Origin of the sequence: Macellibacteroides fermentans (assembly GCF_013409575.1) — a bacterium.
Lineage (GTDB): Bacteria > Bacteroidota > Bacteroidia > Bacteroidales > Tannerellaceae > Macellibacteroides > Macellibacteroides fermentans.
The window spans coordinates 479,360-497,511 of record NZ_JACCCY010000003.1; the positions used below are offsets into that span (position 1 = coordinate 479,360).

Here is an 18,152-nt window from a genome sequence, read left to right on the forward strand (position 1 = left end):
ATAGCTAAGCAGAGTCTGCATGAGTCATATTGCTTTTCTTTCAATCTGTTTCACTTGCTTTTGAAATAAATGTTTACATTTGCCAGTCAAACACGTACGAACGGATGAGCGTAGAAATTAAAGAAGTTAAAAGCAAGAAGGAGCTTAAGCAGTTTGTTAAGTTCAACATAGAGTTATATAAGGATTGTCCTTACCATGTGCCCGGAATAATTGAAGAGGAGATGGTTACTTTAAGCCGGGATAAAAATCCGGCTTTTGAGCTTTGTGAAACAATCTATTTTCTGGCGTTACGCGACAACAGGATTGTGGGCCGTATTGCGGGTATTATAAACCGGAAAAGCAACGAGATCTGGAAACAAAACCATGCCCGGTTTGGCTTTGTAGATTTCATCGATGACAAGGAGGTGGTTGATGCCCTTTTTGCAGCTGTGGAGAACTGGGCCAAAAGCAAAGGGATGAATGCCGTGCACGGACCGATGGGATTTACCGATCTGGATCAGGAAGGTATGCTTGTTGAAGGATTTGATCAGTTGGCTACCATGGCTACAATTTACAACTATCCTTATTATCCGGTGCATCTTGAACGGCTGGGATATGTGAAAGATCAGGACTGGCACGAGTTCAAAATCTATATTCCGGAAAAGACTCCGGAGAAACACGAACGTATTGCCGAAATTGTAAAGGCGAAACATGGTTTAAAGGTGATGAAATTTACCAGAACCAAAGACATTATGCCTTACGTTCAACAAATATTCGATACGCTTAACAAGGCGTATACGCCCCTGTATGGCTTTGTTCCGCTTACGCAAAAGCAGATCGATTATTATGTAAAAATGTATATCCCCATGCTCCGTCTGGACTTGGTTACTTTGATAATTCGTGAAGCCGATGATGCGGTGATCGGTTTTGGCATTACCCTGCCCAGCCTGTCCGAAGCCATGAAAAAGGCAAAAGGAAGTCTGTTTCCTTTCGGGTTTATCCACCTGCTTAAAGCATTGAAGACAAAACCTAAAGTTGTGGATCTTTACCTGATCGGGGTGTTGCCCGAATATCAGAACAAAGGTGTAAATGCGTTGATATTTAACGACCTGATTCCAATTTACAGAAGTCTGGGGGTAGAGTACGGAGAAAGTAATCCGGAACTGGAGACCAACAGCGCTGTTCAGGCTCAATGGGATTATTTCAAACGTGAGCATCACAAAACAAGACGTGCATTTATAAAAGAGTTAAAATAAGAGAGAGACAGACTATGAATGAACTGAATTCAACAATACAACAGCTTACTGCGTATAACGAAGACGATATCCGCACGCTGGACTGGATGGAGCATATCCGCCGCCGGCCCGGGATGTATATTGGCAAACTGGGAGATGGTAGTTATGCAGACGATGGTATTTATGTATTATTGAAGGAGGTGCTGGATAACTCTATCGATGAGTATATGATGGGATACGGTAAATCTATCGAGGTTACCGTAGAAGAGGGAGCCGTTTCTGTAAGGGATTACGGCCGGGGTGTTCCTCTGGGAAAGGTTATAGATGTTTCAAGCAAGATGAACACCGGTGCCAAATACGACAGTAAGGCATTTAAAAAGTCGGTAGGGTTGAATGGAGTGGGTATCAAAGCCGTTAACGCTCTGAGCAGCTACTTCCTGATAACAAGTCACCGGGACGGAGAATGCAAACGGGTGGAATATAGCAAGGCCGTGGTTACAGAAGAGTCGGACATTATGCCGACCAGCGAAGCCAACGGTACACTGGTTTATTTTGTTCCCGACAAAGAAATTTTCAGGGAATACGAATACAAAAGCGAATTCATCGAATCTTTGCTGAAGAACTATGTTTTTCTGAATTCCGGACTATCCATTATATACAACGGGAAAAAGTTTCATTCCAAAAATGGTTTAGTGGATCTGCTCAATGAGAATATGACCACCGATCCTCTTTATCCGATTATCCATCTGCAAGGAGAAGATATCGAAGTGGTGATCACCCATAGCAATCAGTACGGCGAAGAATATTATTCGTTTGTAAACGGTCAGCATACTACCCAGGGTGGTACTCACCTATCTTCTTTCAGGGAGGCGGTAAGCCGTGTGATCAAGGAATTTTACTCCAAGAATTTCGATTACTCGGATATTCGTTCGGGAATTGTGGCGGCTATCAGTATCAAGGTGGAAGAACCGGTTTTTGAAAGTCAGACGAAAACAAAGCTGGGTTCAAGGGATATCGGACCGGGTGGACCAACCGTTGCCAAATTTATCGGTGACTTCCTGAAAAAGGAACTTGACAATTACCTGCACAAAGATGCCGAAACGGCAGATGCATTGCTTCGGAAGATTCTGGAAAGCGAAAAAGAGCGCAAAGCCATTGCCGGTGTAACTAAACTGGCCAGGGAAAGAGCAAAAAAAGCTAATCTGCACAACAAGAAACTAAGGGATTGCCGTATCCACCTGAACGATCCGAAAGGTGACTTAACAGAGGAAACCTGCATATTCATAACTGAGGGTGATTCTGCCAGTGGCTCCATCACCAAAAGCCGGGATCCGAATCTGCAGGCCGTATTCAGCTTAAGAGGAAAACCGCTTAATAGTTTTGGCCTCACTAAAAAGATCGTTTACGAAAATGAGGAATTCAATCTTTTGCAAGCTGCGTTGAATATAGAAGACGGACTGGAAGGTTTACGCTACAATAAAGTGATTATTGCAACCGATGCCGATGTGGACGGGATGCATATCCGTTTATTGCTGATCACATTCTTCCTGCAGTTCTTTCCGGATCTGATTAAACGGAACCATGTGTACATCCTGCAAACACCTCTTTTCAGGGTTCGCAACAAACAGAAGACCTTCTATTGTTATAGTGAAGAGGAACGGTTGGCAGCGATGGCTGCTGTTGGAAAAAATCCGGAAATTACCCGATTCAAAGGATTGGGTGAAATATCTCCGGATGAATTTAAAAACTTTATCGGAAAAGACATACGTCTGGATCCGGTAACAATGAAAAAAGAAGACCTGGTGAAAGATATGCTGGAGTTCTATATGGGAAAGAACACAATGGAACGGCAAAACTTTATTATTGACAACCTGGTTGTAGAAGAAGATATAGTATGAAACGTATAGCGCTTTTCCCCGGAACGTTCGATCCATTTACCATCGGACATCAGTCGCTGGTTACCCGTGGGCTTAACCTGGTAGACGAAATTGTGATTTCCATCGGTATAAACGATAAGAAGCTTACCTACTTCTCGCTGGAAAAGCGTATTGCCGCCATTCAGGCTTTATACAAAAACGAGCCCAGGGTAAGCGTAAGACAATATAATTCGCTTACAGTGGATTTTGCCCGCGAAATGGGAGCCGAATTTATTATGCGCGGTATCCGTACCGTAAATGACTTTGAATACGAAAAAAGCATTGCCGACGTAAACAGGAAGCTGGCCGGTATTGAAACTTTCATATTATTTACCGAACCGGAACATACACATATCAGCTCCAGTATCGTTCGCGAATTGCTGCGGTACGGAAAGGATATTTCACTATTTGTTCCTAAAGAAACCGAATTATTTTAATGATACCGGCTGTTTCGTACAGCCGGGAATCTTGTTTAGCAATGTTGACATAAATATAAAACAATGAAACAACACCTATTGTCCCTTTTTCTGATAGCCTTTTGCTTTACTTCTGTAACAGCTCAGAACAGCAACCAGGATGCCCGTAAACTTTCCCTGGCTCTATATGCCATATCTAATTTATACGTTGATACCGTAGACGAAGGCAAGTTGGCCGAAGATGCCATACGTGGTATGCTTGAAAAACTGGATCCGCATTCCACCTATATGGACAAAGAAGAGACCAAGGAGATGACTGAGCCGTTGCAGGGCAATTTTGAAGGAATAGGAATTCAGTTCAATATGCTTACTGATTCACTATATGTGATTCAGGTAATCCCCGGTGGTCCGTCCGAGAAAGTGGGACTAATGGCCGGAGATCGTATTATTTCGGTTAACGATACCTTGATAGCCGGCGTTAAGATGAAAACACCCGACATTATGAAACGGCTTAGAGGCCCCAAAGGAACCTTGGTAAGGGTAAAGGTTTTGAGACAAAACAATCCGGAATTGATTGAATTTAAAATCATTCGCGGCAAGATTCCGGTATATAGTCTGGATGCTGCCTATATGGCCGACAAACAGACAGGTTACATTAAGTTAAACCGTTTTGCAGCTTCCACAGCCGACGAGTTCAGGGAAGCCGTTCAGAAACTACAGAAAAAAGGCATGAAGCAGCTGATTCTGGACCTGCAGTCTAACGGTGGAGGATATTTAAATATTGCGATTGATCTGGCAGATGAGTTTCTGGCAGACGATAAACTGATTGTTTATACCGAAGGATCGAAACAAAGACGGGAAGATGCCAAATCCAGCAAAAAAGGATTGTTTGAGAACGGACGGCTTGTAATATTGGTGGACGAGGCTTCTGCTTCTGCCAGCGAGATTGTATCCGGAGCCGTACAGGATTGGGACAGAGGTGTAATCATCGGCAGACGTACATTTGGCAAGGGATTGGTTCAAAAACCCATTCCCCTACCCGATGGATCGATGATCCGCCTTACTGTTTCGCGCTACTATACGCCTACAGGTCGTTGTATACAGAAACCATACGAAAATGGGGATAAAGCTCTGTATAACCGGGAACTGATTGAAAGATATAACCGCGGAGAACTTACGAATGCAGACAGTATCCATTTCCCCGATTCTATGAAATACAGTACACTGATCACAAAGAGAGATGTGTATGGCGGTGGCGGTATCATGCCCGATGTTTTTGTTCCGGTAGACACAACCCGCTACACCGATTATCATAGAAACCTGGTAGCTGCTGGATTGGTAAACAGGGTGGCCATGAACTTTATCGACCACAACAGAACGGAATTAGGTAAAAAATTCGACTCGATTGCCGCCTACAAAGAAAAGTTCGAAGTTCCCCAAACGTTGATTGATGAGCTGATCTCGCTTGCCAATGGCGAAAAAATACCTTACAAGGAAGACGAATTCAATCGTTCCAAAGCATTGATTACGTTGCAGGTCAAAGCCTTGATTGCCCGCGATCTTTTTGACATGAATGAATATTTCCAGGTTATTAATGACGACAACGAAATATACAATCAGGCATTGAAGCTGATAAACGACAAAGCAGCCTATGAAAAGGAACTGGGAATTAAAAAGTAAGCTGTATTTGTTACTATTCGGCCTTATCTCTCCGCTTTTTCGGATAAAGAGGTTATATTTGCGTATGCATTAATTCAGAGTGAGTACAGGTATGTTGAAACAACAGTTACAACAAAAGTTACAACAGAAGCTTTCGCCTCAGCAGATTCAGCTAATCAGGCTTCTTGAACTTCCGGCCATCGAGCTTGAAGAGCGCATTAAGCATGAACTTGAAGAAAATCCGGCCCTGGAGGAAGGTAGAGAGATACAGGATGACTTTGAAAAGTCTGATGATACAGATTTCTCCGATGAAGGGAGTGTGTCCGAATCGGAAACGGATCTGGCCTTAGGCGATTACCTGAGTGAGGAGGATATCCCTGATTACAAACTTCAGGAGATCAGAGGAAAAGCAGAACAAAAGGAGGATATTCCATTTTCGGTAAGTCAGTCGCTGAACGAGTTCCTTTTACAGCAGATTGGATTGCGTGAATTACCGGAGACAGAAATGAAGATTGCCGAATATATTATTGGCAATATAGATGATGACGGGTACTTGCGCCGGGATCTGGAAGCGATTGCCGACGATTTGATTTTTCAGGCGGGTCAAGAGGTGACCATCGATCAGGTGAAAGGGGTTCTTCTGGTGATTCAGGACTTAGAACCTGTAGGCGTAGCAGCCCGGAACCTGCAGGAGTGTTTGCTGATTCAACTGGAGAAAGGAAATAATAACAGCGATTGCCAGTTGGCAATAAGGGTGTTGAAAGAATATTTCGATGAATTCACCCGTAAGCACTACGATAAAATAGTAAGAGGATTGCAGGTTGACGAGGAATCTTTAAAAAAAGCAATTCACGAAATCACATCCCTTAATCCGAAACCCGGAGCAGCGTGGGGCGACAGTATGGACACCGTACTTAGTCAGGTTATCCCCGATTTTTTAGTAGAGGCTTCCAACGGAGAACTTACGCTTTCGATGAACAACCGTGGAATTCCGGAAATGCGAATCAATAAAGATTATGCCGCCATGTTTCAGGATTATACGGGTAACAAGGCAAACCAGACATCCGATATGCGCGATGCGGTTCAGTTTGTAAAACAAAAGCTTGATTCGGCCCAATGGTTCATCGATGCTGTACGCCAGCGTCAGGAAACATTGACCAGAACTATGGAAACCATCATCATGCTGCAGACCGAATTCTTTCTGACGGGGGATGAGGCAACGCTCCGTCCTATGATTCTTAAGGACGTTGCAGAAAAGTGCGGCTACGATATTTCAACAATTTCAAGAGTGAGCAACAGTAAATATGTGCAAACCAATTTTGGGATCTATCCTCTTAAGTATTTTTTTTCCGAATCTACGCAAACGGATACCGGAGAAGAGATTTCGACCCGGGAAGTAAAAAAAATACTAAAGGAATGCATAGAGGGAGAAGACAAGCGGAAACCGCTTACAGATGAGGAACTCACAAAGATACTAACGGAAAAAGGGTATCTGATTGCCCGGCGCACCGTAGCTAAATACAGAGAACAACTGGGGTTGCCTGTGGCCAGACTCAGAAAAGAAATTTAATTAAGATACAATGAAACTATTTGCTAACATAACATCCATCCTTTTCCATCCGCTGTTAATGGTTACGTATGGAATGATATTGGCCTTGTCTTTTACCTATCTGGCCATCTATCCATTATCCATGAAGCTCGTTATTGCAGGGGGTGCGTTTATTAGCACGGCTGTAATGCCCGGTTTCTTTATTCTTCTTTTTGTTAAAAGCGGAGCAGCAGGGGATTTGGAACTGACGGACCGGAAGGAGCGCTTTGTGCCCTATTTCATTTTTATAGTATCCATAGGAGCCTGTTTTTATCTTATGCTAAAACTGATGATGCCCGTATGGATTCTTGTATTGCTGGGAGCAACAGCGATTAGTTTACTTATCGGCATGGCGATCAATATTTTCTGGAAAATAAGTGCCCACCTTATGGGGATTGGCGGACTCATCGGTGCCATAATGGGAATATGCCGCCTGCATCAGCAAAATCCTTATTGGGCCTTTATCCTGCTTTTCATTATTGCCGGGTTGGTTGGCACTTCCAGAATTTTTCTTGGCAGACATACACCAATGCAGGTTTATGCTGGTTTTATACTGGGATTTTTCTGTACCTTTACAGCATCGATTTTGAGTTATATCTATTTATTCATCTAATAAAATACTAGAATTATGATTTTCCCTGCAGAACTAAAGTACACAAAGGATCATGAATGGATCCGCGTTGAAGGCAACGTGGCTTATGTGGGTATTACTGATTACGCACAAAGTGAATTAGGCGACATTGTATATGTTGACGTTCAGACAGAAGGTGAAACCGTCGAAATTGAAGAGGTGTTTGGCTCCATTGAGGCGGTTAAAACAGTTTCTGATCTGTTTATGCCTGTTTCCGGCGAAGTGCTTGAAGTAAACGGTGCATTGGAAGAAAAGCCTGAGCTTATCAATGAAGATGCATACGGAGAAGGATGGATTATTAAGATTTCTGTTGCAGATGCGGCTCAATTGGACAGCTTGCTTTCCGCAGCTGATTATGAACAATTAATTGCTAAATAAAAAATGACTCCGATAGTTAGTATAATAATGGGTAGCACATCCGACCTTCCGGTAATGGAAAAGGCTGCCAAATTCCTGGACGAGATGCAGGTTCCTTTCGAAATGCATGCTTTGTCGGCGCACCGTACGCCAGCAGAAGTTGAAGCTTTTGCCAAAAATGCCAAAGGACGCGGCATTAAGGTTATAATAGCTGCTGCAGGCATGGCTGCCCATCTGTGTGGCGTGATCGCCTCCATGACCACCCTTCCGGTGATTGGAGTACCTATCAATGCCTCACTCGACGGCATGGATGCATTGCTGGCCATCGTACAGATGCCTCCGGGTATTCCTGTTGCAACCGTTGGAATCAACGGATCACTAAATGCGGGTATTCTGGCTGTCCAGATGCTTGCTGTGGGAGATGACAAACTGCAGGAAAAATTGGATCAATATAAGGAGGATCTGAAGAAAAAAATCATTCAGGCGAATGAAGATCTCGCCAAGGTTTCTTACACCTATAAAACAAATTAACAGATCAGGGGCGAACCAAAAGGTTTGCCCCTTGTTAATTAACAAAGAGAAGACTCCTTGTTATTCACTAATGCATAATACAGATGGATTATTTCAATTATAGTCGCCGGCAATCGTCGGTTGTTCAGATAGGAAACAAACAACTGGGTGGCAACAACCCCATCCTTATTCAGTCAATGGCCAATGTATCCACCCTGGATACCAATGCATGTGTCGAACAAGCCATACGCATCATCGATGCCGGAGCAGATTATGTCCGGTTCACGGCTCAGGGAATCAGGGAGGCCGAGAACCTGGGTGTGATAAGACAGGAACTCACCCGCAGAGGATATACAAATCCGCTTGTTGCCGATATTCACTTTAACCCCAAAGCTGCAGATGCCGCTGCTCAGGTAGTGGAGAAGGTACGTATCAATCCGGGTAATTATGTGGATAGTAAGATATTTAATATCAGAGAATACTCCGATGAGGAATACAATGCCGGAATCGCAAAAATCCGGGAACGCTTCATTCCTTTCCTTCATTTGTGCAAGGAACACAACACCGCTATCAGACTCGGTATAAATCATGGCTCTTTATCGGACCGTATTATGAGCCGTTACGGCGATACACCTGAAGGCATGGTAGCTTCCTGCATGGAATTTTTGAGAATCTGCCGGGAAGAAAATTTTCATAATGTGGCAATCTCAATCAAAGCATCCAACACGGTGGTTATGGTTCAGACTGTACGTCTGTTGGTTAAGACCATGGATGCCGAGGGAATGGCTTATCCTTTGCATTTAGGTGTTACGGAAGCAGGCGACGGCGAAGACGGACGAATCAAATCGGCTGTAGGCATAGGCACATTGCTTCACGATGGAATTGGCGACACTATACGGGTTTCACTCAGCGAAGAGCCCGAGGCAGAAGTTCCGGTAGCTCGTAAATTAGCAGAATATGTACAAAAAAGAGCTGGAGCTCCAAGTGTGGAGGGAACTGTCGCCCCGGGATTCGACAAGATAAAACCGGCACGCAGAAAAAGTAGGATCGTAGAAGGTATTGGGGGTGAGGGCATTCCCGTTGTTGTGTCGGACAGGAGCAACGGATTAAGCTTTGAATTCAATCCAGAAGCTAAGCCCGACTATGTTTACGTGGGAGCAGTAGACCCAGATAGTCTTCCATATAATATTAAGTTTATTGTTGATGCCCATAGATGGAAAGAAAAAGAGAATGTGTTCCCCTATTTTGTTGCTTCCAATGCAGCAGAAATGCATAACTACAATGCATCAATCAAGTTCATTCGTCTGACCTATGCGGATTTAAATGAAGAGATGCTTGCTATTTTAAAGAATGACCCATCTGCGGTCGTAATTTTAAGTTCTCACCATGCAAACGGATTAGGAGCTCAACGAGCTTTTATGCATAAGCTTATGGCCTCCGGATGCGATGTACCTGTTATTTTACACCGCGAGTATAAGGAAACGGATGTAGAAACACTTCAAATAAAATCGTCTGCCGATTTGGGGGCATTAATTTTAGATGGATTCTGCGATGGGATCATGTTGATAAATCAGGATGGGAATGTTCTGGTAACGGACAACTGTATGTTTGGTATCCTTCAAGCTACCAGGGTGCGTATCAGTAAGACCGAATTTATCTCATGTCCGGGTTGCGGACGAACGCTTTACAACCTGCAGACTACCATTGCAAAGGTAAAAAAGGCAACTTCTCACCTCAAAGGACTAAAAATAGGTATTATGGGCTGTATAGTAAACGGACCCGGTGAAATGGCGGATGCCGACTACGGATATGTTGGTGCAGGGGTTGGAAGGATCAGTTTATATAAAGGGAAAGTGTGTGTACAAAAAAATATTCCTGAAAATGAGGCCGTAGAACGCTTAGTTGAGTTAATAAAAGAGAACGGAGATTGGAAGAACTGAGAAATATTGTATCTTCGTGCCTGTTAATCAATAAGCACAGATGAAAATAGAAATAGTAAATAAGTCGCATCATCCGCTTCCCGGATATGCGACGCCTCTTTCGGCCGGGATGGATATCCGGGCAAACCTTTCTGAACCGGTGGTGCTTAATCCATTGGAGAGAAAGCTTATACCAACAGGTCTGTTTATAGCCTTGCCCGAAGGTTACGAAGCCCAGATGAGGCCCCGCAGCGGTCTTGCCATTAAACATGGCATCACGCTTCTGAATACCCCCGGAACAATTGATGCCGATTACAGAGGGGAGATCGGAGTTATCCTTGTCAACCTTTCCAATGAGCCTTTTACTGTTCAGGATGGCGAACGGATTTGCCAGATGGTAATTGCTGCACATGCACATGTTGCATGGGAGCCGGTTGAATTGTTGGATGAAACCGAAAGGGGAGCCGGAGGCTTTGGTCACACCGGAAAGCATTAATCAGATTAAGAACATACGAAAATAAGCTTGCACATGTTGAAACGAATCATACCTTCCGGCTTAATATTCATGCTTCTGGCTTCAGTAAGTCCGGTTCCGGCAACCAATCAAATAAAAAGTCAGACAACTTATGTGAAACCGGGAAACGACATCCAGCGCAAATTGGATTATTTCTTTTATGAAGGAGTAAAACAAAAAAACGCAGGAAAGTACGATGCGGCATTTGATTTGTTTACACATTGTCTGGAGATTGATTCTACATCTTCACCCGTGCTATTTGAGTTATCCTCTTTTTATGTTGAGATGGATAAGCCTGAAAAAGCGGTAGGTTTGCTCCAAAAGGCGGTAGATCATGCACCGGATAACTTCACCTACCGCATGGCCCTGGCCACAGTAAGCAGGGGATTAGGCATGTTTTCGGATGCCAGTGCTGAATACGAAACCCTGATTCAGAAATTTCCTGACAAGACGGACCTGAACTATTACCTGGCCGAATCGCTTACACAGGAGGGAGAAATAGGAAAAGCTATTGATGCTTACGATGCTCTGGAAAACAGTGTAGGTATGAATGAGGCGATCTCCATACAAAAATACAAGCTTTACAACTCGTTGAATGAGCCTGAGAAGGCTATGAAAGAGATTGAAAAGCTGGCCGCAAAATATCCTATGGAACCCCGTTACCAGATTGTAATGGGAGATTTGTATCTGGAAAAGAATAATACAGACAAAGCCCTGCTTTGCTATAACAAAGCCCATGAGATTGATCCAGCAAATCCATATTATATAGTTTCGATGGCCAACTACTACGAAATGGTTGGAGATAAAGAAGCCGCCGAGACTCAGATTCGCAGTGCATTGGTAAATAACGATCTGGACGTGGAAACCAAAGTGAATATCCTTTCACGTTACATTGTTCGTTTGCAACAAAACAAGCAGGATGTTGAAGGGGCCAATATATTATTTCAGACATTACTCGAACAGCATCCGGAGGAGACTCAACTCAAACTCATGTATGGAAGTCTGCTTGCGATTCAGGAAAAAACGGAAGAGGCCCGGTTCCAGTTCCAACTGGTTACTGAAATGGAACCCGATAATGCCAGTGCCTGGCAACAGTTGCTTAATCTGTCTCTCAAGGCAAACGATATGGAGGAGGTAAAGCGGATTTGCCTGAAATGCCAGGAGCTGTTCCCTGATGCCCCCGAATACTATTTCTACCTTGGTATTGCCCATTACCAGTTAAAGGAATATGAGAAGGCTCTGGAAACATACCAGGCCGGAATTCAGATTATTGATAAAGAAAACACCTCCCTGATCTCCGATTTCTACGGACAGATAGGAGACATCCATTATCAGATGAAAAATCAGGAAAAGGCATATGAAGCCTATGAAGAGGCCTTGAAATATAACGACAAAAACATTGTTGTACTTAACAATTACAGTTATTTTCTTACTTTGGACAAGAAAGATTTGAAAAAAGCTGAGCGTATGAGTGCACAATGCATTAAACTGCAGCCGGATAACAGTACCTATCTGGATACATACGCATGGGTATTTTTTATGCAGGGCAACTACACTTTGGCTAAAATTTATATTGAAAGCGCCATCAGTAAAGATACTACCAAAAGTCCGGAATTGGCCGACCATTACGGGGATATCCTGTACATGAGCGGAGAGAAGGAGAAAGCTGTGGAACAATGGATTAAAGCAAAAGAACTAGGAAAGGAAAGTGAAATTCTGGACCGGAAGATTGCAGAAAAGATTTACATTGAAGAGGTTGTAAAATGAAACGGAACAAACAATATATACTTTTACTGCTTACTGCTACACTTATACTTGTAAGCGGGTGTAAAACAGCACGTAAAGCAACATCCGGAAGAGAGGGTATTTTTAAAGAAAAAGAAGTATTTATGTCTTCTGTTCAACAGAAAGCATTGCAATTCCAAACCCTTTCGGCAAGAATGAATGCAGACTTGAACATACCCGGAAAGAGCTTAAGTTCCAGAGTGGATATGAAGATAGTTAAAGACAGCGTATTTCAGTTGTCAGTACAGCCTTTTCTGGGTATTGAGGTTTTTAGGATGGAGTTCAGCATTGACAGTGTAAAGATGATGGACCGGATGAATAAACGCTATGTATTGGAAAGCTATGAATCCCTGAAGGGCGAAACTCCGGTCGACTTCAACTTCTACAATCTACAGGCATTATTTACAAACCACCTGTTTTTACCAGGGAAGCAGAGTATCAGTCCCGAAGAATTCATTCAGTTTTTTTATGTTGAAAATGAAGGTTTGGCGGAATTAAGAACAAAAGACGAGACCGGCTTGCACTACACATTTACCGCTGATAACGAAGAAAAATTAGTATCAACGCTGATTGCCAATGCTACCGGAAGCCAGAAGCTTCAATGGGATTATACCGATTTTCAGCAGGCCAATTCGCAATCTTTCCCAATGAGAATGAAAGCTCAGGTAGTTTCAGGCAACGAAAACAAGGGTAGTCTTACTCTCAATTTCAATAAAATAGAACCAGACGTTCCCGTGAGAATGGATTTCACCATTCCCTCTAAATATACGCGCATCACCTATGCGCAGATTATTAAAGCATTAAGTAATTTAAGCAAATGAGATACGGTTGGATTGCATTATTCTTACTTTCAGGACTGGTAGCTTTCAGTCAGAATTCCGCAAGGGTCAAGCAGTTGGAAAATCAGCGAAAAAAAGCGCTGGAAGAAATTGAGATGACAAGCCAACTATTGAATGAAACTAAATTATCAACCCGTAGCTCATTGAACAGGCTTAACCTGCTTTCCAAGCAAATCCTTTCGCGCAAAAAAGTTATAAGTATTCTGAATCAGGAGATCGGAGGAATAGATTCTCAAATAAATGGAATGCGCCGGGAAATCGGTCGTCTTGAAGTAGAGCTTAAAACTAAACAGAAAAACTACGGTAAATCTGTACGTGGCATGTACAAGAGAAGAAGTTCGCAAGACAAGCTGCTCTTCATCCTGTCCGCCGACAACTTCGCGCAGTCCATTCGCCGGATGCGTTATCTGAAAGAATATGCCGACTGGCAAAAACGTCAGGCTATCGAAATTTCAGAAAAACAGAAAGAGATAGAACTTAAACGCAGCACTTTGGAAAAAACCAGAAGTGAAAAGCAGGCTTTGCTGGGTGTAAGGGAAACCGAAAATAAAAAACTGGAGAACGAAGAGTCTACTCAGAAAACCGAAGTACAGCAACTTAATAAGAAACAACGCGATCTGCAGGCTCAACTGAAGAAAAAGAAGCAACAGGCCGAAGCGTTAAATCAACAAATCGAGAAGCAGATTGCTCTTGAAATTGCTAAAGCCGAAGAAGAGGCTCGCTTGGCTCGGGAAAAGGCTGAACGTGAACGTGCCGAAAAAGCTCGTATTGCACGCGAAGAGCGAAAAAGAAAAGCCGAAGCTTCAGGTAAAAAATATGTTGAAGAAAAAGAGGTACCAGCTCCCGAACCCATACGGGAGGAACGTGTAGCGGATGTAAAAGGCGGTTATGCCATGACCCGTGAAGAAAAGAAATTATCGGATAATTTTGCCAATAATAAAGGTCGCCTGCCCTACCCTGTAACCGGCAGACACACGATTGTTGGCACCTTTGGTGAACAGCAACACCAGGATCTGAAATATGTTCGTACAAACAACAGCGGTATTGATATCCAGACCTCACCCGGAGCAGATGCGCGTGCCGTATTTAATGGAGAGGTAACCCGTGTATTTGTTGTTCCCGGGTATAACAATTCCGTAATTATCCGTCATGGTAATTACCTTACAGTTTACAGCAACCTGAGTCAGGTTTATGTAAAAGCCGGCGACAGGGTATCGACCCGTCAATCCATCGGGAAGATCTTTACGGATAGTGAAGATGGCAATGCAACAATCCTGCATTTTCAACTCTGGAAAGAAAAAACGAAGCTAAATCCGGCCCCCTGGTTGGACTAATTCAAATCATAAATTAAATCAGGCAACAAACGGTTGCCTGAGAAAGAAAGAGATCAGGATTGTCCGGAACGGGAACCCAAATTCCGAATTCTTCTGCAGATGGAGGTAATATCAGTTTTATCAGGCAGCAATTCACCCACTCGGGTACTTGTAATGCGGCAAAACTGAATGATAGAAAACGAAAGCATCGACAGATAAGCTGCACTTCCAGATAAAGCAGCTCCCGGAACCCCTGATATGGGAATAAGGAGTGAGCCTGTCAGCAATAACACAGAGAGACCTAGTAATGAACTGATTGTGCTTATACGGACTCTTCCGCTTCCGATAAAAAAATGGCTGAATATACTGTTACAGGCTAAGGCAATCACCCCCGGAGTCAAGCATATGATTACTTTCCGGATACCGGAAAATTCCTGACCAAACAACCAGGATGTAAATACGAATTCCGGAATAAGTAAAACGAACAACATGACAATAGTAGTAGCCAACAAGGTAAGCCATACCAACTGAATGGTGATACGCTTTTGAATATTTGCATCTTCTGTTTGTGCAACTTTGCCAAAAACGATAAAAGAAATACTTCTGCTAATATTCCAAACGCTTTCTGACACCTTGGTTCCGGCATCAAACAGGCCGACACTTCCAACTCCACTAAATCGTTGCAGTAAAAAGTAATTAATGCGGCTGGTGAATTGCTCTGCAAGGTTATCAACTCCGGCCCAAAGACCGTACAAAAACATATTCCAGGTTAAGGATGGCAATTCGTTCCATGTACCCCGCTTCAATAAAGGCATCACCCATAGTAAGCTTATTATCCATGCGGTTACATTTGCAATGTACAGCCCACAGATATAGGCATCTACCGTTTTCACATCAAATACATAGTAAAGAATCAGAACAGCAACAAAGAGCAATCCGCCCTGTAATGTATATGTCAGATTAAATTTTCGTATGCAATCTGTTCCAAGTAAAAAGCGTGCATTGGCAGCTGTAAGAGAAAGGAGTAAAGATAGCAGATAGACATGCATTCCGTACCCTTCGGGGATAAGTCCGCTTACCCACATCATACAAGAAGCTAAAGCTCCCATACTAATTGTCCACAGATAGGCCGGTATAAAGACCTGAAAAGAAGGATACCGGTTCATAAAATAAACGATAGTGTTTCCACTGAGCACACTGTTACACATCATTACGATGTTTACTGCAGCCAATACCAACCCAATCAGTCCTACGCCATGAATTCCCAAGGCGCGTGCATTGAGAACAAGAAGTATCAGATTAAGGAAAGCTACCAGGTAACGTGTGCCAATGGTTTCTATTATTTTACGAAGCATGCATCAGAGTTGTAATCCGTCTAATAACCGTATATAGGTATCAATGGCCTCCCTTATTTCGGAAGGACAAATAAATTCGTCCGCTGTATGCGAGCGGGAGGACTTTCCCGGTCCGATTTTGACCGAAGGGAACCGCATCAGTGCCTGGTCCGACAACGTAGGAGACCCAAAAGGATCTTTACCCAAAAGGATCGCCCTTTGAACGAAGGGATGGGTAACCTCGGTTCGTGAAGAGTTTAATCGGAAAGACCGGGCTTTCACTTCACTATCTATATGTTGTTTTATATGATTAAACAATGCTTCATTCGTATAGCACTCATTGGTCCGGATATCTACCGTAAATTCGCATCTATCGGGAATTACATTATGCTGACTTCCGGCATGAATTACCGTAACCGACATTTTTACCGGGCCCAGAAAATCACTTTTTTCTGGAAATTGATACGTAGTAAACCATTCGATATCCTTCATAGCCAACAGAATAGCATTCACCCCCTCGTTTCTGGCAGCATGACCAGCCTTTCCCGAAGCGATACAATCCAACACCATCAATCCTTTTTCGGCAACAGCCGGTTGCATCTCCGTAGGTTCGCCCACCACTGCAAAATGAATGGGAGGTAACTCGGCAAGAGCCAATTCCAGACCATTCTTTCCAGAAACTTCTTCTTCACATGAGGCTAGGAAAATCAAATTGGATGGTTGGCTCTTTTTACTTAAAATCGTAAAAGCTTCATACAATGAAACAACACTGGCGCCGGCATCGTTACTTCCCAACCCATACAGGCGGTCGTCTTTACCGGCATCGGCAGCAAACGGATCCTTGCTCCATCCAGCTACAGGCTTTACCGTATCTATGTGGGAGTTAAGCAATATGGTTTGTTTCCTCAATTCAAAACCCGGAGCAACTATCCAAAGATTATTCCCTGCGCGGTTTACTTTATGGCCAGCCTTTGTCCATTGAGAAAAAAGATAATCGGCTACATCGTTTTCTTCACGGCTAAATGAAGGAATGCGAATCATACCGCTTAGTAAATCCAAGGCATCATAAAAAGCTTCCATATTGCTGTTTTAATATTACTAGTTTATTCCAATCCGGACAGAAGCGCATCCACCTCTTCCCGATCAATTTCCAACTGGGCGCGTAAAGCCTCCAGACTCTCAAATTTAATATCTTCGCGCATAAAACGAACAAATACAACCTCCAGCTGAGCGTTGTAAATGTCGCCGCTAAAATTCAGAATATTGACTTCAAGAGCCATATCCAGATTATTATCTATGGTTGGCCTGCATCCGATATACAGCATTCCTTTGTAACGTACCCCGTTCAAATTTACCCAAACCGCATAGATCCCGATTCCCGGCAAAACTTTAAATGGCTCGTCTACCCTTATATTGGCAGTAGGAAAACCAATTGTTCTACCAATTTTATAACCACTTACAATACTTCCTTTAATCATGTATGGATAGCCCAACAAAGCCGCAGCTTTGTCTACACGACAATGGTCTAATTGCTTACGGACCTCAGACGAACTAACATGCTCCATTCCGGGGCTGTAGGGTGAAGCCTGTATCACATCCATCCCACAACTCTTTCCGTATTCTACATACTGTTCAAAACCATCCGCCCGATTACGGCCGAAACGATGATCGTACCCAATCAGCAATGTATTCACATGAATCCGCTTACACAAGATCTCTTGGATAAACTCTTTGGCCGACAATTGAGAAAGTTCAGGAGTAAAATCAAGTACGATACAATAATCTACTCCGGTAGATTCCAGATGCATCAGCTTCTCTTCAAAGCTATTCAATAATTTGGGTTGGTAATCGGCATGAAGCACTGCTCTGGGATGTTCGGGAAAGGTAATTACAGCTGCAGGAAGCTTTCTGGACCTTGCTACTGATAGCATTTCTTCAATCAGGAACCGATGTCCCAAATGCACTCCATCAAAGAATCCAATGGTGGCCACCAGCTCAATGTCTTTCAATATCTCAGTATCTCTCGTCACAATCATACCTATGTTCTTTTCCAGTTGAATTACAAAGGTAAAGAAAGAGATGGCATAATTCCTAACAAACAGGAGACAATCCGATAAAAATCCGTACTTTTGTACTTCCTAACGAACAGAGATGAGA

The 18,152-nt window shown here is 43.2% G+C and carries 16 protein-coding genes; 13 read left to right on the forward strand and 3 right to left on the reverse strand.

Annotation, left to right across the window (positions count from 1 at the left end; translation table 11 throughout):
- Positions 1-104: 104 nt before the first annotated feature.
- The 13 genes from F5613_RS11395 to F5613_RS11455 all read left to right on the forward strand — a co-directional run bounded on the left by F5613_RS11395 (position 105) and on the right by F5613_RS11455 (position 14,682).
- Complete coding sequence (locus F5613_RS11395; protein WP_079682362.1) at positions 105-1,235, forward strand: hypothetical protein; 1,131 nt, start codon at positions 105-107, stop codon at positions 1,233-1,235.
- A gap of 14 nt (positions 1,236-1,249) precedes the next feature.
- A complete protein-coding gene (locus F5613_RS11400; protein WP_079682361.1) occupies positions 1,250-3,112 on the forward strand; it encodes a DNA topoisomerase IV subunit B in 1,863 nt (620 codons plus the stop codon).
- On the forward strand, positions 3,109-3,567 hold the full coding sequence (gene coaD, locus F5613_RS11405) for a pantetheine-phosphate adenylyltransferase (RefSeq protein ID WP_068181506.1): 459 nt from the start codon (positions 3,109-3,111) through the stop codon (positions 3,565-3,567). Before F5613_RS11400 ends, coaD begins: the two co-directional genes overlap by 4 nt.
- A gap of 63 nt (positions 3,568-3,630) precedes the next feature.
- Entirely contained in the window at positions 3,631-5,226 is a 1,596-nt protein-coding gene (locus F5613_RS11410) for a S41 family peptidase (RefSeq protein ID WP_179399843.1), read from the forward strand.
- 91 nt (positions 5,227-5,317) lie between these two features.
- Complete coding sequence (gene rpoN, locus F5613_RS11415) at positions 5,318-6,775, forward strand: RNA polymerase factor sigma-54 (protein ID WP_179399844.1); 1,458 nt, start codon at positions 5,318-5,320, stop codon at positions 6,773-6,775.
- A gap of 10 nt (positions 6,776-6,785) precedes the next feature.
- Positions 6,786-7,406 carry a phosphatase PAP2 family protein gene (locus F5613_RS11420; protein WP_079682358.1) on the forward strand — a complete coding sequence of 207 codons (621 nt, stop codon included), beginning with the start codon at positions 6,786-6,788 and terminating at the stop codon, positions 7,404-7,406.
- 15 nt (positions 7,407-7,421) lie between these two features.
- On the forward strand, positions 7,422-7,802 hold the full coding sequence (gene gcvH, locus F5613_RS11425) for a glycine cleavage system protein GcvH (RefSeq protein WP_079682357.1): 381 nt from the start codon (positions 7,422-7,424) through the stop codon (positions 7,800-7,802).
- 3 nt (positions 7,803-7,805) lie between these two features.
- Entirely contained in the window at positions 7,806-8,312 is a 507-nt protein-coding gene (purE, locus tag F5613_RS11430; RefSeq protein ID WP_079682356.1) for a 5-(carboxyamino)imidazole ribonucleotide mutase, read from the forward strand.
- Positions 8,313-8,395: 83 nt separating this feature from the next.
- Complete coding sequence (locus F5613_RS11435) at positions 8,396-10,231, forward strand: 4-hydroxy-3-methylbut-2-en-1-yl diphosphate synthase (protein ID WP_179399845.1); 1,836 nt, start codon at positions 8,396-8,398, stop codon at positions 10,229-10,231.
- 40 nt (positions 10,232-10,271) lie between these two features.
- Positions 10,272-10,706 (forward strand): dUTP diphosphatase, encoded by a 435-nt coding sequence (gene dut / locus F5613_RS11440; protein WP_079682354.1) that lies wholly within the window; start codon positions 10,272-10,274, stop codon positions 10,704-10,706.
- A 33-nt stretch (positions 10,707-10,739) separates the two neighbouring features.
- Positions 10,740-12,491, forward strand: coding sequence for a tetratricopeptide repeat protein (locus F5613_RS11445; protein WP_179399846.1), 1,752 nt, complete (start codon positions 10,740-10,742; stop codon positions 12,489-12,491).
- Positions 12,488-13,330 (forward strand): DUF4292 domain-containing protein, encoded by an 843-nt coding sequence (locus tag F5613_RS11450; RefSeq protein WP_179399847.1) that lies wholly within the window; start codon positions 12,488-12,490, stop codon positions 13,328-13,330. Before F5613_RS11445 ends, F5613_RS11450 begins: the two co-directional genes overlap by 4 nt.
- Positions 13,327-14,682 (forward strand): murein hydrolase activator EnvC family protein, encoded by a 1,356-nt coding sequence (locus F5613_RS11455; RefSeq protein ID WP_179399848.1) that lies wholly within the window; start codon positions 13,327-13,329, stop codon positions 14,680-14,682. The genes F5613_RS11450 and F5613_RS11455 overlap by 4 nt, the downstream gene beginning before the upstream one ends.
- Positions 14,683-14,735: 53 nt before the next feature.
- On the opposite strand, the gene F5613_RS11460 is transcribed toward F5613_RS11455, so the two are convergent.
- The 3 genes from F5613_RS11460 to ribF are packed head-to-tail and all read right to left on the reverse strand — an operon-like array spanning position 14,736 to position 18,031.
- Complete coding sequence (locus F5613_RS11460; protein WP_179399849.1) at positions 14,736-16,016, reverse strand: lipopolysaccharide biosynthesis protein; 1,281 nt, start codon at positions 16,014-16,016, stop codon at positions 14,736-14,738.
- Between the two features lie 3 nt (positions 16,017-16,019).
- The gene (locus F5613_RS11465) at positions 16,020-17,075 is read right to left on the reverse strand and encodes a M20 family metallo-hydrolase (RefSeq protein WP_179399850.1); all 1,056 of its coding nucleotides are present in this window, start codon (positions 17,073-17,075) and stop codon (positions 16,020-16,022) included.
- A gap of 23 nt (positions 17,076-17,098) precedes the next feature.
- A complete protein-coding gene (ribF, locus tag F5613_RS11470; protein ID WP_179399851.1) occupies positions 17,099-18,031 on the reverse strand; it encodes a riboflavin biosynthesis protein RibF in 933 nt (310 codons plus the stop codon).
- Between the last annotated feature and the right edge of the window lie 121 nt (positions 18,032-18,152).